Source organism: Nocardiopsis sp. NPDC006139, assembly GCF_040614155.1.
GTDB classification, from domain to species: domain Bacteria; phylum Actinomycetota; class Actinomycetes; order Streptosporangiales; family Streptosporangiaceae; genus Nocardiopsis; species Nocardiopsis changdeensis.
Genome location: NZ_JBEXTT010000001.1, coordinates 201,855 through 225,218 on the forward strand (window position 1 = coordinate 201,855; position 23,364 = coordinate 225,218).

The following is a 23,364-nucleotide window of genomic DNA, read 5'->3' on the forward strand; positions in this document are numbered from 1 at the left end:
GGTCCGACCGCCCCACCCCTTGCGGGATCGGCTCTGTCGCAGGGGTTCCCTATGGTACGAAGTCCCTGAGACACCCCGGCTCCACCCGGCCCTGTGCGAACAATCCCCTGGAGTGTGACTTGACGGCCTACCGCCGCTCCGCGTCCTCCCTGTCCTCCCACGAATCGCCCCTGGAGGCGAAACTGGGGGAACTGATCGCCGAACACGTGCGCTACACCTCCAAGCGCTCCCCCTCCCCCTCGGAGGTCAGATCCTGGGAGCGGAGCCTTCCCGCGCTGGCAACCGATCTGGTCGACGCGGGTCTGGGCGGGGTGGAGATGCTCATCGAGTACAAGGTGCCGTTGACCAGCAAGCGGGTGGACGTCGTCCTGGCCGGCCAGCACCCGGTGACCGACGAACCCAGCTATGTGGTGGTCGAGCTCAAGCAGTGGAGCGAGGCCGAATCCCTGGAGGACGACCCGACGAGGGTCCTGGTCCCCGGGCAGCCGGGCGGCGCCAAGCTCCACCCGGTCCTGCAGGTACGGCGGTACTGCGAGTACATCGGCGACTTCGTCGCCTCGCTCGACACCCCCGCCGAGCAGCTGCGCGGCGCGGCCTACCTGCACAACGCCTACGACCCGGCCGTGCGCGATCTCTTCGACCTCCCCCAGGACGACGGCGGTCGCCTCTTCACCGCCCAGCACCGCGGCGAGTTCCTCGACTTCCTCAAGGCCAGGCTGGCTCCCAAGTCCGGGGTTGAGGCGGCCGACCGCCTGCTGAACGGGAAGATCCGCCCCAGCAGGCAGCTGATGGGTGTGGCGGCCGAAGAGGTCAAGAACCGTTCACAGTTCGTCCTGCTCGACGATCAGCAGCTCGCCTTCCAGACCGTCCTGCACGCCGTGGAGCGCGCCCACGAAGAGGACCGCAAGACCGCCGTCATCATCAGCGGCGGCCCTGGCAGCGGCAAGAGCGTCGTGGCGCTCTCCCTGCTCGGAGAACTCTCCCGCAAGGGCGTGAGCACCCTGCACGCCACCGGTTCGCAGGCGTTCACCAAGACGATGCGCAGGGTCGCGGGCAAGGGGAGTCCCCGGGTCCAGAACATGTTCAAGTACTTCAACAGCTTCATGGACGCCTCGAAGAACCAGTTCGAGGTCCTGATCTGCGACGAGGCGCACCGTATCCGGGAGACCTCGGCGAACCGCTACACCCGCAAGGAGTTGCGCACCGGTCGCCCGCAGGTGGAGGAGCTGCTGGCCGCGGCCCGGGTCCCGGTGTTCCTCCTGGACGAACACCAGGTGGTACGCCCCGGAGAGATGGGCACCGTGGCGACGATCCGCGAGCACGCGAAGGCCATGGGGTTGGAGGTCAGCCAGGTCGACCTGTCAGGGCAGTTCCGCTGCGGTGGCAGCGCCCGCTACGAGCACTGGGTTCTACGCCTACTGGGCCTCGCCCCCGGCGGACCGATCCCCTGGGAGGGGGACGGGGACTTCGTCCTCCGTACCGCGCCCTCCCCCGAGGAGCTGGAGACCCATCTGCGCTCCTTCCTCGATGCCGGTGAGTCGGCGCGGATCAGCGCCGGCTACTGCTGGCCGTGGAGCAAGGCCGAGAAGGACCGGCCCCTGGCGAACGACGTGCGGATCGGCGCGTGGGAGCGTCCCTGGAACAGCCGGCTGGAGACGTGGCTGCCCGGTGCACCGCCCAGCGCCCTGTGGGCGACCGAGGAGGGCGGTTTCGACCAGGTCGGCTGCGTCTACACGGCGCAGGGGTTCGAGTACGACCGGTCCGGAGTGATCCTGGGACCGGACCTGGTGTTCCGCGACGGCCACCTGGTGGTCGACCGCAAGGCCAACCGCGACCCGGCGCTGTCCCGGAAGGCCACCGACCAGGAGGCGGAGTCGCTCATCCGCAACACGTACAAGGTCCTGCTCACCCGGGGGATGCGGGAGACCGTGCTGTTCTCCACCGATCCGGAGACCCAGGAGTACCTGGAGTCGCTCATCGGGGCGTCGGTCTGACCGCAGCCGGGCGGGCGGGGCCTCGCGCCCCGCCCGCCCTCGGGTGGTACCGGCGCCCCGGGGCGAGCCGGGTTCCTGGGCTTCGACGGTTCCAGCCGTGCCGGTCCCCGCGAGGGTGCGGTCAAGGCTTGTCGCCCCAGAGCCAGTCGGGGTCCATGCCCGCGGTGAGGTGGTCGCGCGCGGTGTCCCGCACCAGGGGCCGGAGGCAGTCGCGGGCGACGCGGAGGTGGCCGCCCGGGTCCGGGCAGATGAGGACGGCGAAGACACGCAGGTGCAGAACAGCGGACGGCAGGTCCGCGCCCAGCAGCAGTTGCGCGCTCCGCCACAGCAGGCGCAGCGCCACTTCCGCCAGCCGGATGCGCGCCCGGCCCCAGTCGGCGGCTTCGCCGTGCTCCCGGACCGCGGCGCCGACCTCGTCGGGCACCTTGCCCAGGAGGTCGGCGCCCCGGTCCAGGGCATCGGCGATCGCGGCCAGCAGAGCGCACCAGAAGTGGCCCGTCACCTCCCGGCCGTACTCGGCGTAGGCCGGGTCCGTGTCCGACTGCTGTGCGGCGAAAGCACCCAACCCGTCGCCGAAGACGTCCCGGTGGATCGCGTTGCCGAACTTCTCCAGCCGGTTCACGGTGCCTTCGTGTTCCGCGAGCCAGGAGACCAGGGCGGCGACGCCGACCGCGCCACCGGCCCGCCGCAGGTACCGGGTGGGCGCCTGGCGGCGGTTCTCCTGGAAGCGTCGCCGCTGCTCGAGCCACTGTTCTTCGGCCGGCCCGCTCAGCTCCCGCACCCCTTCCACACCTCTGCGGGCCCGTTCGAGATGGCCGGACCACCCGTGCAGGCTGGTTCCGCAGGTGGAGCAGACACAGGTGGGCCTGACGGCCTGCTCGCATCGCTTGTTGTGCTCAGGGGTGGACTGCACGGAACCTCCGGGGGCTGGAGACGGCTCCGGCTCGGGCGAGCCGTCCCCACAGTGCCCCGCGAGGGCCGGTACCGGGTACCCCGCCGAAGGCCACTCTCCTGTGTCCGCGCAGGCACGGACCCCTTGCCCGGTAGGGCTTTACGGACACCCGGCCTCCACGGAACGGGCCTCTCCGCAGTGCCTCCCACATCAAGGTGTTCCGGTGCGATTCCGGGATACGGCACTGGATGGCGTCGGGCACGGGGTCGGCGCGGTGTGTCCCAAGAACGGCTTCGGCGGCGAGGGGTCGCGGTGATCGCCGTCCACTGCATCAGACCGCGGACCGGGCCGGGCGCCGGTTCTGTCCGGAGGGCCGAGGGCGTCCGCCCGGGTGGGGGTGGCCGGGCGGACAGGGTGGTCAGGTGTGGGGGCGGGCCCGGGGGCGGTCGGGGTGGCCGCTTCCGGCGATGTCGCTGAGGACCTCGGCGGCGGCGAGTTCGTCGCGGGCGGCGAGGCGGTCGAAGCCGTCGACGGCCGGGTGGGCGTAGGGGCCCAGGGTCGCGATGAGGACGGCGCCGGCGACGAGGACGCCCATGAGGACGGGGATGACGGGGTCGTAGGAGCCCAGCAGGTCGTAGCCGAGCCCGAGGAGGAGGGGACCCAGCGCGCTGCCGAGGAGGAACGCGGCCTGCACCAGGCCCAGGATCCGGCCGAAGTGGCGGGTGCCCAGGTAGCGGGTGATGAGCAGGGCGAGCAGGTCTCCCTCGATGCCGAAGGCGACGCCGATGAAGGCGACCGCGACGGCGGCGGCGCCGAAGGGCGGTTCCAGGAAGAGCATGCCGGCGATGGGGGCGAGGATCACGATCGGGCCGACGACGGTCGCGTGCACGCGGTCGAGGAGGAGGCCGCCGGCGATCCGGCCCACGAGCGAGGCGAGGCCGAAGACGACCAGCAGGGTGCCCGCCTGTTCGGGGGCGAGCCCGCGGTCGGTCATCATCGGCACGAGGTGGACCTGGAGGCCGTAGACGACGACCCCGACCAGGCCCAGGCCGAGGGCGACGGCCCAGAACCGCCGGGTGCGGAGCGCCTCGCCGACGGTCAGGCCGGGGAGTTCGAGGCTGACGTCGCGTCCGCGGGACCGGGTCTCCCGGACGAGCCGTCCGCGGACGTGGTGTTCGGCGCGGGCGCGCACGAACAGGGTGACCATCGTGACCGACACCAGGACCGAGACCAGGGCCATGAGGCCGTACGCCGACCGCCATCCGACGTTTTCGATGAGCGCTCCGGCCAGCAGCGGGGCCAGGGCCGAGCCCAGTCCGATGATGCCCGTCACGACCCCGACGGCGAGGGCGCGGTTGTTGTCGAACCAGCTCACCACCGCCCGGGTGGCGGGCACGGCCGTTGCTGCCCCGAAGAAGCCCACGAAGAAGCAGGGGACGAGGTAGGCCCACTCGATGGGCGGCACCAGGCCGATCAGCGCCATCGAGGCCGCGAACAGCACGAAGCCCGGTACGAGGATGTAGCGCGCGGCGAAGCGGTCCACGAGCTGTGCGACGACGACCAGGCCGACGGCCATCCCGACCGCCGCGACCGAGAACGCCCCGGTGACGGTGGTGCGGCCGAACCCGGTGTCCTCGACGATCGGCAGTACGAACAGGCCGATGGTGGCCAGGTACATCTGGGGGCCGACGGCGTTGGCGGTGCCGCTGCCGATGATCACCCACCAGGGGCTTCTGGGGCGGGGCGGGCGGGGGGCGGTGGTGCTCATACGGCCTCCGTGGGCTGTGGGGTGGCGGTGCGGGCGGCGGTCAGGAGGCGGGGAAGGCGACCTCGGTCAGTTCCTCCGAGGTCCGCCAGACGCGCGCGGCCTCCTGTTCGCTGCGCAGCGGCGGGTACAGCCGCTGCCGGGTCGGCGGGCCGCCGAGCCGGCCGGGGCCGCTGGGGCTGTAGAGCTCGCCGCGCCCGGCGTCGGGGACGGTCGCGGCCATGAGGGCGGGCAGCTTGGCGGTCTCGAGGGTGCCCAGCAGGATCCCGCGGGCCGACAGGGCCCGGATCCGGCGGATGTGCGGGGTGTCCTCGCCGCGGCCGATCTCGGGGCGGGCGGCCAGCAGGCTGGTCGGGGCCACCCCGGGGTGGGAGAGGTTGCTGGTGATGCCCCAGCCGTGGGCCGTGCTGCGGCGGTCCAGTTCGAGGCCGAACAGTCCCAGCGCGATCTTGGACTGGCTGTACGCGCGCATCTCGTCGTAGGAGCGCTGCCAGTTCAGGTCCCCCCAGTTGACGGCGCCCCGCCGCGCGGCCACGCTGATCTGCGAGGTGACCCGGGCCCGGCCGGCGCGCAGCAGCGGGAGGAGGCGGGCGACCAGGGCGAAGTGGCCGAGGTGGTTGGTGCCGAACTGCAGCTCGAACCCGTCGGCCGTGGTCTGCCGCCCCGGGGGCCGCATCACGCCGGCGTTGTTGATGAGGATGTGGATCGGCCGGGCCTCCCCGCGCAGGGTGTCGCCGAGGGCCGCGACCGAGTCGAGCGAGGACAGGTCGAGGCTGCGCAGCGAGACGTCGGCGCCGGGCGCGGTGTTCCGGATCTCGGCGATCGCGGCCGCGCCCTTGTCCGGGTTGCGGACCGGCATGATCACCTCGGCGCCCGCCGCTGCGAGCTGGAGGGCCATTCCCAGGCCCATCCCGTCGCTCGCGCCGGTGACGACGGCGCGCTTCCCGGTCAGGTCCGGCATGGTGATGTGGATGGGTCGGCGTGGCATGGTCCTGCTCCTCGAGGTCGTGGTCGCGGGGCGGTCGGCGGGCTGTCGCCGCCGGGTCCCGGGGTCTTCGGCCCGTGCGGGCGGTACCGGTGCGGGCGGTCGCGCCGCCGGTGCCGCCGGGGGCACCGGTCGTGGTCTCCCGCGGCTGGTCCGGCCCGGGGCCGGGTGGCGGTGGGCGACGCGTCCGGTCGCGTCCCGGGGTCCCGTTCGAGCCGTGGCACTGATCCTGGGCGGACGGCACGGACCTATCCAGGGCCTCGCGATCACAGGTTCGCCGGGCCTCCCCTGCGTTCCCCACGGGGTTCGTCGCGGTCGGGGCACCGGGACACCGGAACCGGAGGAGCCCTCGGGGAGGGAGTGGTCGCCGACGGCGGTACGGGAACGGCCGGGATCGGGGTTGCCTTCACCGTTCCGGTACCACGTCCCGAAAAAAGCCACGTCCCGAAAAACGCCACACCCCCGGAGAATTCCCGGATTTCCCGGACTTCCCGAACACCGTGGGCGAATGGAAAAGGCGATACAGTCACTCGCTTTTTCATGTGCGCGGAGCCATCGGAACCGGCCTCCGCCACAGAAATGCGGCGATACCCCGGGGAGCGAAAAAGGCCCCCGCGACAGGTTCACCCGGCGCCGGTCGGCCGCGTCTCCCCGACCAGGCACGACCCCCGCCACACCTCGGTTGATGGGATCATGGAATGCACGGTTCCACCGACCTTTGCTCCCACCGCCCCTGCCGACCCCGCCGTTTCCACTGTTTCAAATGTTTCTGCGGTTTCTGGTGTTCCTGTAGTTCCCGTTGCCCGCGTTAACTTCTGGAGACCGAGTCGACGAACCTGGCGCAATTGGACATTCAACCTTTAAGGTTCTGCCATCACCCCGCAGTAGGGCGTGGTGAGAGAAAGGTTGTCCCATGAAGGCATCCCCCCTCCTTCGTTTCGCCGACCGGATCCTCGAACGCTTCACCCCCCGGGCCGAGGCCCAGGCGGCCGCCGCCCCGTGCGGCTACCAGTACCGCTGCGTCAGCAGCACCTGTCCCCGGCGCGTGTACAGGCAGCGCCGCGAGTGCTGCCTGCAGGGCGGCGATGCCCGTTGCAGCTCGTGGGTGACCATCGCCTGCGACTGCTGACCCCCGGTCGGCGCGGTCCCGCCGCAGGGCGGGGCCGCGCCCGCCCCTCCTCCCCCGCCCCAGCGAACCGTGAAGCGGACCCCCTTGCTCGTACTCACCACGTTCTTCCTGCAGACCGCGGTCGCCGGGATCCTCCTCACCTCCGGGCTGTCCAAGGTCCGCGGTGACGCCAACCTCCGGACCTGGGCGGACCTGGCCGGACGCCTTCGTGTCCGGCGCTTCCCCGCCCGTGCCGCCTCCCTCGCGCACGTCGCGGTCGAACTGCTCGTGGGCGCCGCCCTGCTCGCCGGGGCGTGGGCGAGGGTGCCCGCCCTCATCGCGGCCACCGTTCTGTTCACGGCCTTCGCCCTGCTCGCCCTGTACTCCGTACGCGCGGAGAAGGCCGTCACGTGCTCGTGCTTCGGCAAGGCCGAATCCGCGCTGGGGTGGCCGCACGTGTGGCGCAACGCCGTACTGACCGTGCTCGCCGCCGCCGGCCTGGGGTGCTCCCTCGCGCTCGGCCCCGCGCTCCCGACGCCGGGCGGGGCGGCCGTGATGCTGGCGGCCGCCGTCGCGGTCACGGCGATGGCGTTCTACTTCGACGACCTCGTCGACCTCTTCGGCCCCGGGGCGGGCGGCACGCCGTCCGCGCCCCTCCCCCACGCATAGAACCTGGAGAACGTGATGGGAGTCCTCGTCGCGGCGGTCGTGGTACTGACCGCTCTCACGCTGTTCAACCTGGTGCTGACCATGGCGCTGGTGCGCCGCCTGCGTCAATTGGAGGACCCCGGGCGGGGAGGGACGTTCCCCGAATTCCCGGACCTGGAGGAGGTCCCGGCCGGCCGGCCCGTCCCGGACTTCACCGCCACGACCAGGGACGGGGTCGAGATCTCCGCCAAGGAGCGGCTCGGCGACCGGGCGGTGTACGCGTTCTTCGACACGAGCTGCGGCACCTGCAAGAAGCAGCTCCAGCCCCTGGTGGACTTCGCCCGGCGGGCGGGCCTGTCCCCCGAGCAGGTCATCGCGTTCGTGGGGCACGAGGACCCCGAGGCCGACGCGGACGCCTACACCTCCGTCCTGGAGGGGCACGCCACCATCGTCATGCAGAGCCTCGGCGACGAGGTCGGCCTGGCGTTCTCCCCCGGCGGCATCCCCGCCGTCATCCTCGCCGACGCCGACGGTGTGGTGGTCCGCTCCGGTGTGGAGGTCAGGAGCGTCGCGGCCGCCTTCCTGGAGGCCTGATGCCCTCGGACGCGCCCGGGTCCGCCCGACGGGACGGGATGGGCCCGCGCGCCGCGTGTGCGCGGGCCCTCCGCTCGCTGGAGATCGCCTGGCGGGCGGCCCCCTGGTCGCTGGTCCTGTACTCCGTCCTAACGGTGGCGGCCGGCGTCCTCCCCGCCGGGGCCACCCTCGTCACCAAGTGGCTCCTGGACATCCTCCAGGCCGGTGACGGCGCCGAAGGCGTCCCGGGGCCGCTGGCGGAGGCGCCCCTGCTGCTCGTGGTGCTCCTCGGGGTGTTCACCCTGGTCTCCGCGCTGTCCGAGTACGTGCTGACCTACCTGAGCTCGCGTCTGAAGCGCGCGGTGGCGCTGCTCGTGCAGGAGCGCCTGTACGGCGCGGTCGACCGGATCGCCGGGCTGCGCCGGTTCGAGGACCCGGCGTTCCTGGACCGGTTGCGGATGGCGCAGACGGCGGCGACCACCGCTCCGGAGGAGATCCTCGGGTCGCTGTTCGGAACCGTGCGCTGGGCCCTGACGATCACGGGCTTCCTCGGGATCCTCCTGACCATCAGCCCCGTGATCACGGCGATCACGGTGGTGTCCGCCCTGCCGATGCTGTTCGTGCAGATGATGCTCGACCGCGAGCGGGCCGGGATGCTGTGGCGGATGAGTCCGCGCATGCGCCGGCAGATGTTCTACCAGCAGCTGATGCTGGACCCGGCGGCGATCAAGGAGACCCGCCTGTTCGGCGCCGGGGGGTTCCTGCTGCGGCGGATGCGCGGTGAGCTGCTCCGGATCAACGGCGCCGAGGAGCGCCTGGACCGCAGAGCGGTCCTCGGTCACGGGCCCCTGGCCCTGCTGGGCGCGCTGGTGTCGGCGGGCGGCCTGGTGTGGATGGTGGCGGGCGCGCTGCGCGGAGAGTTCACGATCGGCGACGTGTCGGCGTTCATCGCGGCGGTCGCGGGGGTCCAGTCGTCCCTGGGTGGCATCGTCGGGAGCCTGACCGGCGCCTACCAGGCCCTGCTGCTGATGGGCCACTACCAGGACGTGGTCTCCACGCCCTCGGACCTCCCGGTCCCGGCCGATCCGCGTCCCGTCGGGCGGCTGCGCGAGGGGGTCGAACTGAAGGACGTGTGGTTCCGGTACACCGACGACGGGCCGTGGGTGCTCCGGGGGGTGTCGCTGACCATCCCCGCGGAGGGGTCGCTGGCCCTGGTGGGGCTCAACGGCGCAGGCAAGAGCACCCTGGTCAAGCTCCTGTGCCGCATGTACGACCCGACCCGGGGCAGGGTGCTGTGGGACGGGACGGACCTGCGCGAGATGGACCTCGGCGCGCTGCGGAGCCGGATGAGCGCGGTCTTCCAGGACTTCATGTCGTACGAGCTGCCGGTGCGGGAGAACATCGCGCTCGGGGCCCTGGAGGACGGGGACGACGGCGACCGGATCCGCGAGGCCGCCCGGACGGCCGGGGCGGACGGGTTCATCGGGGAGCTGCCGCACGGGTACGACACCATGCTCTCCCGCGTCTTCTACCAGTCGGAGGACGGGGACGAGGACACGGAGTCGGGCACGACCCTGTCGGGCGGCCAGTGGCAGAAGCTCGCGATCGCGCGGTCGATGATGCGGCGGGGCCGGGACCTGCTGATCGTGGACGAGCCGACCTCGGGACTGGACCCGGAGGCCGAGCGGGAGGTCCAGGACCGGCTGCGGACCCTGCGCGCGGGGGCGGCGACGGTGATGATCTCCCACCGGCTGGGTGCGGTACGCGGTGCGGACCGGATCGTGGTCCTCGAGGACGGTGTGGTCACCGAGCGGGGCGACCACGGGGAGCTGATGGCCCGGGGCGGGGAGTACGCCCGGCTGTTCTCCCTCCAGGCGGAGGGGTACACCGGCGGCGACGCGCCCGGCGGCCCTCCCGCGGAACCGGACGAGGTGATGGCGTGATCGTGGTCGCGGTGGTGGGGCCGGTGGTGCTGGCGCTCGCCGCCCTGGGGGCGGCGGCCTGGCGGTTGCGCAGCCGCTACGTGGTGATCACGGTGCGGGGGACGAGCATGGAGCCGACCTACCGGCCCGGGGACCGGGTACTGGTCAGGCGCGGCGTGTCCGGCATGGCGGCGGACGACGTGGTGGTCGTGGGCGAGCCCGACCCGGTGACCGGGTGGCGCGGGGCGGCCCCGTTGGACGGGAGGGTCACCGGCCGGGGGTGGTACATCAAGCGGGTGGTCGCCCTGGGAGGCGACCGGTACCCGGTGGAGGTCGGCCTCCGGGGGGCGTGCCCGCGGGGGCATGTGGCGCTGCTGGGCGACAACGTGCTGAGCACGGACTCCCGGGTGCACGGGCCCTGCCCCGAGGGGCAGGTCCTGGGGGTGGTGGTCCGGCGGATGGCGTCCGTTTCCGGTGGACCGGAGGCGACGGGCGGGTCCCCCGGGGTGTGACGGGGGCCTGCGACCGGTCGGCACCGGGCAGGCGCGCCGTCGGCGGAGCGAACGCGATGGGTGAGCCCCGGGATGTGCCGAGGTCTGCGACCGGTCGGCTCCGGGCAGGCGTGCCGTCGGTGGAGCGAGAAGCGATGGGCGGGCCCCGGGGCGTGAGAGGGCCTGCTACCGGCCGGTCCCGAGAAGGCGCGCCGCCGATGGAGCGGACGCGTATCGGAGCCGGTCGGCGCGGGCGGGGGTTTCGGCCCGCCGGGAGGGGCGGGTGCGGGTTGTTGCGGGGACCCGTGCCGGATAGGGGCGGACCGTTGCGGAATACGGGCTCGGATTGCACGAAACCGCCCCCGGAGCCGCCCCGTGGGCGGTAGAACGGTGGTCGTTGCGCGCGGTGACGCGGTCATCGCGGAAGGTGCGATGGAGCGGGGGCGGGAATGGTGTACGCGGGCACGGACGGCGGTCGGCCGGTCCGGCCGCGGGTCGCCCCCGGGGGTGCGCACCCCTCGGCGGCGGGGACCGGCGGCGGCACCGGGGGTGTCGGTGAGTGTGCGGCCCGGGGGGTCGTGGCCGAGCCCGGGTACGGCGGATTCGAGGAGTCGCTGCCGATGTCGGGCTGGGGCATGGGCGGCCGCGTCGCGTTCGCGCTGCCGGACGGGACGGGGCCGGCGCGGGCCGCCGCGCGGACCGTTCCCCTGCGCGACCTGCTGGACCTGGCCCGGTGGGTCTCCCCGTGCAGGCCGCTGACCCGTGCCGGGACACTCGGCGCCGACGACGTGCGCGCCGCGGTGGAGGAGCTGGGTCTGTGGCCCGCGGTCACGGAGGCGGCCGCGGCCGATCGCGCCGACCGGTTGCGGAGGCTGGGCGGCGCCGGGGACCTGCCGGAGTTCGCCGCCCTGTGGCGTGCGGCGGTGGAGCTGGGGGTCATCGAGGTGGACGCCCGGGAGGCGCGCCCCGCCCCCGGGTTCGCGGACGGGCGGACCGATGGGCTCCTGCCCGTGTGGGAGGCCCTGTTCCTGTCGGCCGTGGAGGGCGACGAGGTCCCCGGGCGGGAGGTCGGCGGGGGCGAGGCCCTGCCGGCCGTCCTGCACGTGCTGCGGGAGGTGCCCGAGGCCACCGCGGTGCCGCTGACGCGGCTGGTCGACCTGGCGTGGCACCTGCGCCGCGGCCGCCGCCCGGCGGAGCCGGAGCGTCGGGCCCGCGCGGTGGCGGCCGAGACGGTGTACGCCGGTGTGGTGCGGTTGGCCCGGGTCGGGGCGGTCCGGCTGGTCGGGGCCTCCCCCGCCGGGCTCCTGGTCCCGCACCGGCTCGGCCGCGGGCGCTCGCCCCTTCCGCTCTGGCCGGGCGCCCAGGAGGCGGTGTCGACAGAGCCGGTCGACGGCGCGGTGGTGCTCACCGCGCTGGGACGGCACGGGATGCGGTCGATGGGGCCCGGGGACGGACCGCGTGGGGAACCGGCCTCCGGGGGCGCGGTGCCCGCCCCGCGCGCCGGAACCGACCGGGGCGACGGGGTCGGCGTGTTCGGCGCAGGTGCCGGGGGCCGGGATGCCGGAGCCGCGGGGCGGGGCTCCGGTTCCGGGACCGCCGGTCTCCTCGACAGGCTGAGCACCCTGCCCCCGCCCCGGCACGACGCCGAGATCGGGCCGTGGCTGGCCGGGCGGACGGCCGCCGAGGCGGTCCGGGACATCGCGGCCGCGGCCGCCGAGCCCGGGCCGCGGGGGGCGCTGCGCCGCACGATCGGGGTGTCGGTGCTGGTCGCGGTGGGCGATGGGGCCGCGCCGGAGCTGCGCGCCCTGCTCGGATCCGCGAGCGCCGAGGTGGCCGGCCTGGCGGCCGGGGCGCTGATGGCCCTGCCCGGGACCCCGCCCGGGGAGCATCTGGACCTGCTCGCCGAGTACGGCCCCTGGTGGACGATCGACACGGTGTCCGGGCTGCTGGCCCTGGGCGAGGAGCACGTCGGGGAACTGCTCGGCCCCGGGTCCGGTGAGGGGACGGACGTCCTCGGCGAGATCCTCCTGTCCGGGCAGGAACGGGTGTGGCGGGTGGATCACCCCGGGGCCCTGACGGCCCTGGAGGCGCTGGGCCGCCTGCATCCGGACGCCCGGGTGGCGAAGGCCGCGCGCCGGGCGGCGGACAGGGCCCGGGCCCGTCGGGGCTGAGGGGTGGGAGCGCGCGGTCCGGGCCGTCCCCCCGTGCCCGGCCGGGGCGTTCGTCGCCTCCCGGGGCGTCCGCCGCCGGGGGTGGCCGACCGCCGCCGGAGAGGCCGGCGGGAACCGCGGGACCGCGGTCAGTCGCAGCAACAGCAGCAGTCGCAGTTGCAGTTGCAGTCCGGGCAGTCGCAGCCGTCGCACCAGGCGTCGCGCCGCTTGCCCGACCACGGCCCCGGGTGGGGGTCGCGGCAGCAGAGCTGGCAGGTGCAGCACATGAACAGCGCCACCGCGCAACCGGCGATGGGGCCCCGGCGCTTGGGCGGGTGGTGCAGCCGCGGCGTTCCGCAGGTGCACGACTCACAGCAGCCGCCGCCGTCCTTGTCGCGGCCGCCGCGGTCCCCTCCGCCGGACGAGTAGGAGTCGTAGCCGTCGCCGGAGGTGCCGCTGTCGTCGCGGCGTCGCTTGCGGTTCTGGTCCTGGTGGCCGTGGGGGTGGTGTCCCCGGGGGTGGTAGGGGCCGCCGGCCGGGTACTGCCCGGGGTACGGCTGCTGCCCGGGGTGGGGGTGTTGTCCCGGATGCGGATGCCGTCCGGGGTGCGGGTGGCCGTGGCCGGGGTGGTGGCCGGCCTGGGAGAAGACGCGGTCGACGGCGCGGCCGAGTTCGCGTTCCAGGAGGGCGCGGACCAGGCGGTCGTCGGTGAAGGCGGTCTCCGCCAGGGCCAGGCGGACGCCCAGCGCAGCGTCGTCGCACAGTTCGCGGGCCCGGTCCAGGCCGGTGCCGGTGGCGGCGAGCGGGTTCCACGCTCCGCGGGTCCGGTCCTCCTCCAGGTCCTCGACGGCGTCGAGGAGGTGGGCGATGCGGCCGAAGAGGCGGCCCGCCTCGCGCAGCGGCTCGGCGTTGGCCGGGCGGCCCGCCAGGGCGGCGGTGTGCGCGAACGCCTCGCCGGTGGCCTCCTCGGTCGGGGCGGTGACGGTGAGGACGTCGGTGCCGGGCCCGGCGGAGAGCTCGAGTTCGCGCTGGCGGTCGATGACCGCGAGGAGGGCGGAGCCGTCGAGGCCGAGCCCGTCGCCGGAGGCGGTGGCGCCGCGCCGCCAGCGTTCGGCCATCCGGCCCGCGAGGGCGCGGACGCCGCGGCGGGCGTAGACGCCGTCGCCGTCCTCGATGTGGTCGGTGATCTTGGCCGAGGCCAGCATCAGGGACACCGCTGCGGCCAGGTGGGCGCCCGCGCCGTCGGCGGCCTGCGCCCCGCGCATGCCGCGCAGCGGGCAGCGTCCGGCCCGGCGGGTCCCGGCCTGTTCCGGGGCCTGGGCGGCGGTGAGCACGGAGATGACCAGGCCGTCGTAGTTGGTGGCGATCCGGGAGACCTGGCCGTGGTCGTCGCGTAGGGCCAGGCACAGCCCGCACATGTGGGCCATCCACTCGTCGGCCAGTCCGTCGGGCAGGGTGTGGCGACAGGGGCGCAGGATTCCGAACACGGGCGCCATCTCACTTCCGGATCGTCGCGATGGGACGACGGTTCGATGCCGTGGACGGGCTCCGGGTTCCGGCGGAACGCGAACGGGGGCGGCGGTGCCGCCCCCGGCGCCCGCCTGGGGCTCCCCGGTCAGGGGGCGCGCCGTGCCCCGGTCCGTCCCGGTGCCGCCGGAGGGACGGACGGCCGGGGGCCGGACGGGCGGGTGGGTGGGCGGCCGGGCGGGTCAGCGCAGGGAGGCGGAGCCGCAGCACTTCTTGTACTTGCGGCCGGAGCCGCACCAGCAGGGGTGGTTGCGCTCGGGCGGCCAGGGCGCGACGTGCGGGGAGTCCGGCGCCGGGACCGCCGAGACCCAGGCGCGGAGGGTGCCCGGGTCGGCCGGGTCGAGGCCGTGTTCGGCGGCGAAGTCCGCGATCTCGGCCGGGGTGACCGGGATCGTGCCCAGTCGCACGTCCGGGAATCCGCGGGCCTGGGCGCGCAGGGTGAGTTCGACGGCGTGGTGGTGGGCGGCCGGGTCGCCGGAGTCGGAATCGGGGTCGGCGGGCAGCAGGCCGCGTTCGCGCGCCTCGCCCAGGGCGGGGTGGGGGAAGAAGGCGTGGTTCTCGCGCACGGTCTCCGGGATCGGGCGGGGGTCGGCGGTGTCCTGGGGGAAGGAGCCGGAGAAGGCCTCGGGGAGGGGGAGGTCGGGGGCGGCGGTGTCGCCCGCCATACGGCGGAGTTCGGCTGCCGCGTCGGGCAGGTGGCGGTCGGCCTCGCGGGCGGCCAGGTCGTGGCCGTCGGGGGTGAGGCCGAGGCGTTCGCGGACCGCGGCCCGGCCCAGAAGGGGCATCAGGCCGATGCGGTTGAGGTCGGCGACGGTCTCGGCCGGGCCGGTCAGGATGCTGCGACAGGCGATGTTGTAGCAGTTCAGGGCGCGTTCGAGGGCGCCGTCGGCGGCGAACTCCTCGGCGAGGAGGAGGGCGAGGACCCGGTCGAGGCGGCCGGAGTCGAGGAGGCCGGCGATGAGCCGGTCGGCCGTGTCCGCGTCGCCCCGGCGGCGCAGGAGGGCGGCGAGCGCGTGGGTCGCGTACTGGCGGTGCGCCTCCTGCGGGGCGTGGGAGCGAAGGGCGTCGAGGAGGGCGCGGGCACCGCCGGGGTCGGTGTCGCCCAGGTCCACCGCGGCGTCGAGGAGGAGGTGCGCGTCCGGGGCGGCGGCGAGCGCGGCGCGCCGGTGTTCGGGCAGGGGAAGGGCGTGGACCGCGTCCAGCAGCGGCTGCGGGAGGGCGGGGACCGGCGGTGTTCCTGTCATCCCTCCAGGTTAGGAGCGGGTGTCCCCCGGCCGCGCCGCACGCGGGCGGGGCCGGGGAAAGCAGCGGAAGGTCACAGCCCGTTCAGGGGTCGGCCGCACGCGGGGACCGCACTGCGGGGGCAGGCCCGGGTGGGAGCGGTGCCGGGCGGAGCGTCGTGCGCCCGTCCGCGCGACGGCCCACCGCATGACCGGTGGGTCGACGGCGAGCGGCGGGGGCGGCCGCCCCCGCCGGTGCCGGTTGGTGCGGGGGGTGGGCGGCGCGGCCTCCCGGACGGATCAGAGCGGCCACCAGGGGGCGTCGGCCAGTCGCCCGAGGAGGTCGAGGGCGCCGACGCCGAAGCGGGCCCCGGCTTCCAGGCCGGTGACGAGGAAGGCGAACAGGAGCAGCGCCACCAGTGCGCGGACGGGCCACCGGCGCTGCGGGGAGCCGGTGGCGAGGGGTTCGTCGTCGTCCTCCCGATCGATCCAGGAACGGTCCAGTCGGGCGACCTCGCGGCGGGAGTCCTGGAGTTCGGCGTGGTAGTGGTCGCGTTCGTCGCGCACGCGCTGGAGCTCGGAGCGTTCGGCGCGGACCGCGGCGCGGGCGTCGACGAGGTCGATGCGGGCCTCCTCCGGGCCGTACTTGGTGAGCCAGCGCTCCAGGCGGTCCAGGGGGAGGTCGACGTACTGGGTGGGCCAGTTGTCCTCCGGAGCGACGTGCTCGGAGGGTTCGGGGGCGGTCTCGGCGGCGTAGTCGGGGGTGCCGGGGGGCTCGGGGTGGGGAGCGGCGGCGGCATCGGGCTCGGAAGCGTCGGGGAAGAGGGGCGGCGCCTCGTCCGGGGTGCGCTCCGCGGCGGGCGGGAACTCCTCGGGGTCGGGGGGTTGCGGGGTCGACCGCGTGGGTCGGCCCCCGAAGGCGCCCTCGGCGAGCGCGCGGACCCGGCCGTCCGGGCGGGGCGTGTCCGGTTCCGCGGCCCGGGGGGTGCCGCCGGCGGGGGTGTCGCGGCGGGTGGTCCGCTTGCGGAAGAGGCCGGTGCGGATGGGCGAGGGGGAACGCCGGGCGGAGGCGGGGGGTTCGGTGTCCCTTGGAGGCTCGGGGTCCCGCGGGGGTTCCGGATCGACGGCGGGGGCGATGCGCGGCCTGCGGGGTTCGGGGGCGTCGAAGATGCGCGGCGGGCGCCCCTCCCCCGACCGGTGGTCGTCCGGGGAGGAGGGCTCGGGTCCGGGGCCGGTGGCCGTCTCGGTGTGCGTCGGCGCGATGCGGGGGCGGTGCGGACCGGGGGCACCGTCGTCGGCCCCGCTGCCGGGGGTCGGAGGGGCGGACGGCCACAGGGCCTCATCCGGGTCCGCCCCGCCGGAGGAGGCGGGGGCGAGGCCGGGCCAGAGGGGTTCCTCGGGGCCGGGGTCGGGATCGGAATCGGGTGGCTCCACGGCGGCCCGGCCGCTGGGAACCGAGGGCTCGGGGGGTGCCTGGGGGCCGGTCTCGTCGGTACCGGGCGGCTCGACCTCGGGCAGGGCCGAGGCGGCCTCGGCGGCGGCCTCCCGGGACGCCCAGGCCCGGGCGGGGAGGTCTCTGGCCGGGGACGCCTTACGGAACGGGGAGGACAGGGGCGCGGAACCGCCGCCGGTGTCACCGGGGAGGGATTCGGCCTCGGGGAGGTCGTCGTCGGCCGCGGCGGTGTCCGTGGGGTCCGCGAAGCGGGAGGTTCCCGTCGGCCCTTCGGTGCTCGTGATGCGGGTGGGGTCGGTGGGGCCGTCGAGGTCGGCCGACGGGAGGGGCGTGCTTCCGGTGTCCGTGCGACCCATGGGGTCGGTGGGACCATCGAGGTCAGCCGACGGGAGGAGCGCACTGCCGCTGTCCGTGCGACCCGTGGGATTGGTGGGACCCTTGGGGACATCGGGGGAATCCGCAGGCACGGCCTCAGCAGCCTCCCCGGCCCCCGGAAGGCGAGCGCTGCCCGCAGCCCCCGAATCGGCAGGGACCCCGGGCAGAGGCTCGGCCTCGGGCAGATCGTCGTCCCTCCCCGCCGAATCGGCAGGCACGCGTGGCAGGGGCTCGGCCACCGGCGGCTCATCACCTGCGTCCTCGCCAGCCGCGGCGCGTTCGGGATCGGCTGAATCGCCCGGACCTGCGGCTTCCCGGGGAAGGGGCTCGGCTTCCAGTGGGTCGTCGGCGGGTTCTCCAGAGCCGGTGGGGCGCGCGGGGCCGCCGGGGGCGACCGGCCCCTCCGTGTGCTCGGCACCGGCGGGGAGGCCGGTGTTCCGGTCACCGGAAGCAGCGGACGCGTCGGCGGGGCCGGTGGGGGCCTCGGCACCTATAGGGCCCGGGTGCTCGGTGGCCACGGCGTCGGTGTCCTCGCCCCCGAAGGCTCCCTCGGTGACGAAGCGGCGGAGGCGGGCGGCGCCCTCCGGGCGGGCCGCGGGCGCCTTCGCCGCGGGCACCGTCGGCACAGGCGCGTCCACCGGGGGCTCCGGCAGGTGGTCCGGCGCATCCGGAGCGGCCTCGGCGCCCGGCTCCGCGCCGTCGGCGGCGACCGCCGCGGCGAGCGGCCGGTCGTCACCGTCCCCACTCCCGCCTCCGGCGCGGGGCGCCGACGGGCGGGGGTCCAGCCAGTCGGCGAGGAGGTCGCGGCGCTCCCCGAACGTCGGCGCGTCCGGAACGCCCCGCTCCGCGAGGTGCTCCGCGAGCGCGTCCCCGCCCTCCTCGCGCAGCACGCCCACCAGGCGCTCGGCCACCGTCCGGAACCCGGTCCCGGGCATCCGCAGCAGCGGCCCCGCCGCCCCCGTCGGCGGCCCGAAGACGATGTGCTGGCGGCTCTCCTCCAGCACCGGGTCGTACGTGGACAGCGACCACTCCCAGCCCGGCGCCGGGCTCGTCCCGCGCGGGCTCAGCACCTCGTACAGGCTCCGGTGCAGCCCCCACAGGAAGCGCAGCTGCACCGCGTTCCACAGGTCCGCCCGTCCCGGGTCCAGGAACACCCGCACCGGCAGGTCGGGCCGCTCCAGCGCCGCCGCGACCCCCAGCGCCAGCAGCTCCTCCCCGCGCGGGGCGGCGAGGTCGGCCGCGCGGCGGTCGCGGGCGCGCACCGCGCCCGGCGCCGCCGACCGCTCCCAGGGCTCGGGGGCGTCCAGCACCGGCATCGCCGCCCACCCCGGGGCGGGCGGACGGGTGCGGTGCGGGCGGGTGTTGGGGTTCTCGTGCAGGCTCAGGACGCGCGGAAAGGTGAGCCCCTCGGCCGGGCCGACGATGGCCCAGGCGTGCGCGGACTCCACGTCCCCCGGCCAGCGGTAGACGAGCGCCGCCTGTCCGTCCTCGTAGGCGCGCACCCACAGGGTCTCGGGGTGCTCGGCCGGGTCGGGCATGCACACCCGGTAGTCGACCGTGAGGGCCGGCTGGAGGCGGTTGCGCCAGGCGCGCAGGGTGAGGCGTTCGTCCTCGGTGAGGGAGGAGGAGGCGGGTCCGGGGCCGACGCGTCCCAGCAGGGTGGGATCGGCCCAGGCGAAGTGGATCTGGTGGTACGTGCTCTCCGGCAAGTGCCCCTCCCCGCGGGTCGCCCGGGCGGTGGGATCCGACCGCCGCCTCTAGGGAAGGTATCCGGTCAAACGCCGGTAAAAACCGTGTTCGCGAACATGTGCACGGCCCGTGTCCGCCGTTGCTCAGGCGTCACTCGCGCCCCGGGGGTCTCCGGTCGCCCCCGGGAGGCCGCTCCCACCTGCCCCTATCCGGTCCGGCCCGCCCGGCCCCGGGCCCGGCGCGCGTCGGCCACGGCGCGCGGGGCCCGCGGGTGTCCGCTTCCGGCCGCGTCCCGGCCCGCCCCCGCCCCGGCCCGCCCCCGCGCGCCGGAACGGGCCCGCACCGCGGCCGCGACCGGTCAGTGGGCCGCGTCGAGGGTCTCGCGCTGCTCCGGGGTGAGTTCGAGGTCGGCGGCCTCCACCGCCTCGTCCAGCTGCCCCGTCCCGCTGACCCCGATCACCGGGACCATCCCGCCGCCGATGAGCCAGGACAGCACCACCTGGTTGCGGGTGGCGCCGGTCTGCCGGACGACCTCGTCGAGCGCGGCCAGGCGGTTGCGGGTGCCGGGGTGGTCGTAGGCGGGGCCGAGTTCGGCGGCGCGTTCGGGGCGCGCGTAGGAACCGTGGAGCAGCGGGGTGTACACCGTCAGGACCAGGTCGCGCCCGGCGGCCTTCTCGGCGTTCACGTAGTCCAGCAGTTCGGGGGTGACGTGCGTGAACCCCGGGGACTCCAGCTGCACCTCGTGGCGGGGCTGGAGGTAGCTGTACCGGTACTGGAGCGCGGTCACCCTGTGCCCGTGGGCCCGGGCCGCGGCCCGGGCGCGCTCCAGCCGCCAGGTGCGGTGGTTGCTCATGCCCAGCAGCGCCACCGAGCCCTCGTCGACGGCCCGCGACAGGGCCGCCATCGTCTCCTCCAGCGGCGTGGCCGGGTCCTCCTTGTGCGTGTACAGCAGGTCGAGGCGGTCGGTGCCCAGCCGCCGCAGGCTGCGTTCGACGGCGGTGGCGACGGCCCCGGCGGACAGCCCCTCCCAGGACTCGGGGCCGCCCCCGGGGACGGTGGGCTGGGCGCCGAGCTTGGTGGCGATGAAGACCTCGTCGGTGATGCCGCGTTCGCGCCGCCACCGGCCCAGGAAGGTCTCGCTCTCGTGCCCCTCGAAGCCGTTGACCCAGTACTGGTAGCAGTCGGCGGTGTCGACGAAGGTGCCGCCCGCCTCCATGAACCGGTCCAGCAGGGCCGCCGAAGTGGCGTCGTCGGTCTGGCTGCCGAACTTCATGGCGCCCAGGCACAGGGCGCTGACCTTGCGGCCGCCGATCTCGGTGTAACGCATCAGTCGCCGTCCTTGAGGGTGTGCGCGGTCTCGGCGGCGCGGTCGGAGAGGACGCCGAGGTAGTAGTCGATCTTGTGCTCGATGGCGCCCTGGCGGTCGATGAGTTCGGCGATGCGGGCGTCGAGCCGGTTCTTGTGCTCCTGGAGCACGTCCAGGCGCTCGGGGATGGTGTGGTCGCCCGCGCGGACGAGTTCGGCGAAGTCGCGCAGGCGGGCGATGGGCATGTCGGTGTCGCGCAGGCAGCGGATGAGGTGGAGGAGCTCCACGTCGTCGGTGCGGTAGCGGCGGTGGCCGCTGGGCGCCCGGTCCACCCGGCGCAGCAGCCCGGCCTTCTCGTAGTAGCGCAGCGTGTCGAGGGTGAGATCGAAGCGCTCGGCGATCTCCCCGGGGGTGTAGAAGTCCTTCACGGGTCCAGCATGGGACCTGGAGTGCGCTCCAGGTCAAGGGCCGCCGCCGAACGGGGTCCCGGGCGGCGCGCTCCTGCGGGCGTCAGACCCGGTCGCTGCTGCCCTGGACGGCGCCGACCACCGCCGCGGTGAGGTGGTCGATGATCTCCTCCTCGCCGACCTCGGGGTGCTCCAGCCACCACTCCCCCGCCGCCTGCACCATCCCGACGACGGCGTGCGCGGTGATCTGGGCGCGCAGCCGCCCGGTGATGCGGCCCTCGCCGACCAGGAGCTCGGCCAGCTCCTCGCCCATGCGGCGCACCATCATGCCCAGGTCGCTGCGGGTGCGCTGGTCCTCGGAGGTGGCCCGGTCCATGAGGAAGCGGTAGAGGTTGAGGTTCTGGGAGATCATCGACAGGTAGGCGCCGACGGTGGCCCGGGCGCGCACGTCGAACTCGGTGTGCCGGTGCAGCTCGTCGCGGATCCGCTCGATGAGGGGGTCGACGTGGCGGGAGGCGAGCGCCCGGTACAGGCCGCTCTTGTCGCCGAAGTGCCGGTAGAGGATGGGCTTGCTGATCCCGGCCTCGGCGGCGATGGCGATCATGGAGGCGTCGGGGCCGTCGCGCTGGATGACCCGGTCGGCGGCGTCGAGGATGGCGCGGCGGCGTTCGGGGTCGCGCCCGCGTCCGCTCCCCCGCCCGCCGCGGGCGCGGGGCGCGGGAAGGGTCTCCGACACGGGCGCCGTGCCGGGGGCGTCGTCGCTGTCGGTCATCGGGGTCCGCCGCACGTCTTGGTAGGCCACAACGTTCGAGCTTAGAGGTTGCCGAGGGGTCCGGTGCCCGCGCCGGGGGCGGTCCCGCGGGGTCCGCGGGGGATCGCGGGGTCCGTCCCCGGCGCGGCGGGCCCGGGTTCAGCCGCGCAGGGCGATCCAGGTGGCCCACGCCTGGCCGAGGAGCAGCCCGTCGGCGTCGTACAGGGCGCTGCCGGTGCGGATCTTGCGGCCGTCGACGGAGTCCAGGTGTCCGGCGACCACGTGCGTCCGGCCGATCCGGGGGGCGCTCAGGACCTGGACGGTGATGCGGCCCAGGACGGCGGGGCGGCCGGCGACGTCGCTGGACCAGCCGCCGGGGCAGTCCAGGGCGGCCCACACGTCGGGCAGGCCGACGGCGCCGGTGCCGTCGTCCAGGGAGGGGTGCGGGGTCCAGGTGCAGGCGACGGTGTTGCCGGTCCCGTCGGGGCCGTGTCCCGCGCGGACCTGTCCGGCGAACAGGCGCAGGCCCTCGCCCTCGGCGCGCTCGGTTCCGCAGCTGTAGCAGCGGGGGAAGGGGTGCCGGTCCAGGCCCGCGTAGCGGCCCTCGGCCTCCCGGGCGGCGGCCGGGTCGACGGGTCCGCCGGGGACCGCGGGGGTGTCGGGGACGGTGACGGTCTCGGCCTCGGCGACGAGCCGGGCCTTGGCGTCGGCGGCCTCGGGGTCGACGAGCCGCACGGGCGCTCCGTCCTCCTCCTCGACGGCCAGCGGTCGGCCCAGGGGCGGCGGGACCCGCAAGGTGACCTGCACGGCCGGGCCGCCGACGGCGGTCAGGCGGGCGGCCAGCAGCCCGGCGCTGTAGCCGCCGTTGCCGGAGCCGTCGGGGCCGTTGTGCGTGGTGGGGATGGTGATGGTGGGGGCGTCGTTGCCCGTGGTCGCGTGCATGGCCCCAGAGTAGAGGTGGGACGTTTCCCGCCGCCAGGACGCCGCCCCCGCGGGGTCAGTCGTCCTCGGGGAGGGCGGCGGCCAGGCGGGCCGGCGGCCACTCCTCCAGGCTCCGGAAGTCGGTGTCGAGCAGCCCGATCCGCGGGTCCACCCGGTGCAGCAGGGCCGAGGACGGGTGGCGGCGGTGCACCCAGTCGACGTCCCGGTCGGTGATCATGTCGTCGACCCAGGCGAAGGGCCGCCCGTCGGCGTACTCGACCAGGGTCGCGGTCTTGAAGCAGAGCCCGTCGGTGGCTTCGGACCAGTGCGGCAGCTCGACCACCGGCAGCTCGGGCAGGCCGATGACGGGGCCGATCATCGTGTTGGCGTCGTACTCCCAGGTGGTGGCCCAGACCAGGGTGTAGGGCAGGGCGAGCAGGTGCTCGCCGTGGTCGGGCCGCAGCCACACGCGCAGGGGCTTGGGGGCGTCCTCCCAGCCCCGGGGGCGCAGGCGGTGGGTGGTGTAGCCGTCGGGGCGGCGTTCGTCCGGTGCCCGGAACGGGTTGAGGGGGCCGTCGACGTCCAGGAACAGCAGGGGAAGATGGGACACGGGTCTCCTGAGGGGGTGTGGATGGCGCGCCGCCGCCCATCTTAGGGACGGGCCGCCCGGGCGCCCAGGGGATTGTCGCGCCGCCGACCGGCGCGCACGGCCGCCGCACGCAGCAGCCGGACGTACGGGCTCCACCGGGCGGGGGCGCGGACGGTGCCGGTGAGGGCGCGCTCGGCGCGGTCCAGGCAGTCCTCCAGCAGGGCGTCGTGCAGGGGCCCGAACACCAGCGGCCAGGTGAGCAGGGCCGGGCCGTGCGCCCGGATGACCAGCAGGTGGCGCAGCACGGTGCCGTCCTCCCCGGGTTCGACGGTGAACTCGTGGAACCCGTCGAACCCGCGCGGGGCCGTGAAGCGGAACCGCACGTGCCGCCCCGGGGTGCGGGCGGCGACGGTGTAGCGGACGGGGCCGTGCCCGCCCGCCGCCCCGACCTCCAGGGGGCGGTCCAGCACCAGGGCGGGCCAGCGGTCGGCGGGCCAGAGGGGGTCGGCGGGCGAGGCCAGGCCGTCGAGCAGGGCGCCGACCCGGTCGGGGGACGCCGCGAGGTGGCGCAGGTGCAGGTTGCGGACACGCATGGGAG

The 23,364-nt window shown here is 75.1% G+C and carries 19 protein-coding genes; 7 read left to right on the forward strand and 12 right to left on the reverse strand.

The annotated features are described in order from the left end of the window. The first annotated feature begins 119 nt into the window (after positions 1 to 119). Positions 120 to 1,994, forward strand: coding sequence for a DUF2075 domain-containing protein (locus ABZ249_RS00800; protein WP_355255320.1), 1,875 nt, complete (start codon positions 120 to 122; stop codon positions 1,992 to 1,994). 121 nt (positions 1,995 to 2,115) lie between these two features. Here ABZ249_RS00800 and ABZ249_RS00805 read toward each other — a convergent pair whose 3' ends face one another. The 3 genes from ABZ249_RS00805 to ABZ249_RS00815 all read right to left on the reverse strand — a co-directional run bounded on the left by ABZ249_RS00805 (position 2,116) and on the right by ABZ249_RS00815 (position 5,639). After that, positions 2,116 to 2,907 carry a hypothetical protein gene (locus ABZ249_RS00805; protein ID WP_355255323.1) on the reverse strand — a complete coding sequence of 264 codons (792 nt, stop codon included), beginning with the start codon at positions 2,905 to 2,907 and terminating at the stop codon, positions 2,116 to 2,118. Between the two features lie 397 nt (positions 2,908 to 3,304). Next, entirely contained in the window at positions 3,305 to 4,654 is a 1,350-nt protein-coding gene (locus tag ABZ249_RS00810) for an MFS transporter (protein ID WP_355255326.1), read from the reverse strand. 40 nt (positions 4,655 to 4,694) lie between these two features. Beyond that, a complete protein-coding gene (locus tag ABZ249_RS00815; protein ID WP_355255329.1) occupies positions 4,695 to 5,639 on the reverse strand; it encodes an SDR family oxidoreductase in 945 nt (314 codons plus the stop codon). A gap of 910 nt (positions 5,640 to 6,549) precedes the next feature. On the opposite strand from ABZ249_RS00815, the gene ABZ249_RS00820 reads away from it, so the two are divergent. The 6 genes from ABZ249_RS00820 to ABZ249_RS00845 all read left to right on the forward strand — a co-directional run bounded on the left by ABZ249_RS00820 (position 6,550) and on the right by ABZ249_RS00845 (position 12,549). Beyond that, the gene (locus ABZ249_RS00820; protein WP_220562174.1) at positions 6,550 to 6,765 is read left to right on the forward strand and encodes a hypothetical protein; all 216 of its coding nucleotides are present in this window, start codon (positions 6,550 to 6,552) and stop codon (positions 6,763 to 6,765) included. 84 nt (positions 6,766 to 6,849) lie between these two features. Further along, positions 6,850 to 7,413: a MauE/DoxX family redox-associated membrane protein gene (locus ABZ249_RS00825; RefSeq protein ID WP_355255332.1), complete on the forward strand. Its 564-nt coding sequence runs from the start codon at positions 6,850 to 6,852 to the stop codon at positions 7,411 to 7,413. A gap of 15 nt (positions 7,414 to 7,428) precedes the next feature. Then, a complete protein-coding gene (locus tag ABZ249_RS00830) occupies positions 7,429 to 7,986 on the forward strand; it encodes a redoxin family protein (protein ID WP_355255336.1) in 558 nt (185 codons plus the stop codon). Further along, positions 7,986 to 9,908, forward strand: coding sequence for an ABC transporter ATP-binding protein (locus ABZ249_RS00835; protein ID WP_355255339.1), 1,923 nt, complete (start codon positions 7,986 to 7,988; stop codon positions 9,906 to 9,908). Before ABZ249_RS00830 ends, ABZ249_RS00835 begins: the two co-directional genes overlap by 1 nt. Beyond that, positions 9,905 to 10,399, forward strand: a complete 495-nt coding sequence (locus tag ABZ249_RS00840; RefSeq protein ID WP_355255342.1) for a S24/S26 family peptidase — start codon at positions 9,905 to 9,907, stop codon at positions 10,397 to 10,399. Before ABZ249_RS00835 ends, ABZ249_RS00840 begins: the two co-directional genes overlap by 4 nt. A 557-nt stretch (positions 10,400 to 10,956) precedes the next feature. Further along, positions 10,957 to 12,549, forward strand: coding sequence for a hypothetical protein (locus ABZ249_RS00845; RefSeq protein WP_355255345.1), 1,593 nt, complete (start codon positions 10,957 to 10,959; stop codon positions 12,547 to 12,549). A gap of 128 nt (positions 12,550 to 12,677) precedes the next feature. On the opposite strand, the gene ABZ249_RS00850 is transcribed toward ABZ249_RS00845, so the two are convergent. The 9 genes from ABZ249_RS00850 to ABZ249_RS00890 all read right to left on the reverse strand — a co-directional run bounded on the left by ABZ249_RS00850 (position 12,678) and on the right by ABZ249_RS00890 (position 23,359). Further along, complete coding sequence (locus ABZ249_RS00850; RefSeq protein WP_355255348.1) at positions 12,678 to 14,015, reverse strand: DUF5685 family protein; 1,338 nt, start codon at positions 14,013 to 14,015, stop codon at positions 12,678 to 12,680. Positions 14,016 to 14,237: 222 nt separating this feature from the next. Beyond that, positions 14,238 to 15,299, reverse strand: coding sequence for an SEC-C metal-binding domain-containing protein (locus tag ABZ249_RS00855; RefSeq protein WP_355255351.1), 1,062 nt, complete (start codon positions 15,297 to 15,299; stop codon positions 14,238 to 14,240). Between the two features lie 276 nt (positions 15,300 to 15,575). Further along, positions 15,576 to 18,812, reverse strand: a complete 3,237-nt coding sequence (locus ABZ249_RS00860) for a hypothetical protein (protein WP_355255354.1) — start codon at positions 18,810 to 18,812, stop codon at positions 15,576 to 15,578. Between the two features lie 338 nt (positions 18,813 to 19,150). Then, on the reverse strand, positions 19,151 to 20,119 hold the full coding sequence (locus ABZ249_RS00865) for an aldo/keto reductase (protein WP_355255357.1): 969 nt from the start codon (positions 20,117 to 20,119) through the stop codon (positions 19,151 to 19,153). After that, positions 20,119 to 20,526 carry a MerR family transcriptional regulator gene (locus tag ABZ249_RS00870; RefSeq protein WP_355255360.1) on the reverse strand — a complete coding sequence of 136 codons (408 nt, stop codon included), beginning with the start codon at positions 20,524 to 20,526 and terminating at the stop codon, positions 20,119 to 20,121. The genes ABZ249_RS00865 and ABZ249_RS00870 overlap by 1 nt, the downstream gene beginning before the upstream one ends. A gap of 82 nt (positions 20,527 to 20,608) precedes the next feature. Next, positions 20,609 to 21,307, reverse strand: coding sequence for a TetR/AcrR family transcriptional regulator (locus tag ABZ249_RS00875; protein WP_355255363.1), 699 nt, complete (start codon positions 21,305 to 21,307; stop codon positions 20,609 to 20,611). A 108-nt stretch (positions 21,308 to 21,415) separates the two neighbouring features. After that, positions 21,416 to 22,198 carry a hypothetical protein gene (locus ABZ249_RS00880; RefSeq protein WP_355255366.1) on the reverse strand — a complete coding sequence of 261 codons (783 nt, stop codon included), beginning with the start codon at positions 22,196 to 22,198 and terminating at the stop codon, positions 21,416 to 21,418. 55 nt (positions 22,199 to 22,253) lie between these two features. Further along, positions 22,254 to 22,787, reverse strand: a complete 534-nt coding sequence (locus ABZ249_RS00885; protein WP_355255369.1) for a hypothetical protein — start codon at positions 22,785 to 22,787, stop codon at positions 22,254 to 22,256. A gap of 41 nt (positions 22,788 to 22,828) precedes the next feature. Further along, entirely contained in the window at positions 22,829 to 23,359 is a 531-nt protein-coding gene (locus ABZ249_RS00890) for an SRPBCC family protein (protein ID WP_355255372.1), read from the reverse strand. Positions 23,360 to 23,364: the final 5 nt, after the last annotated feature.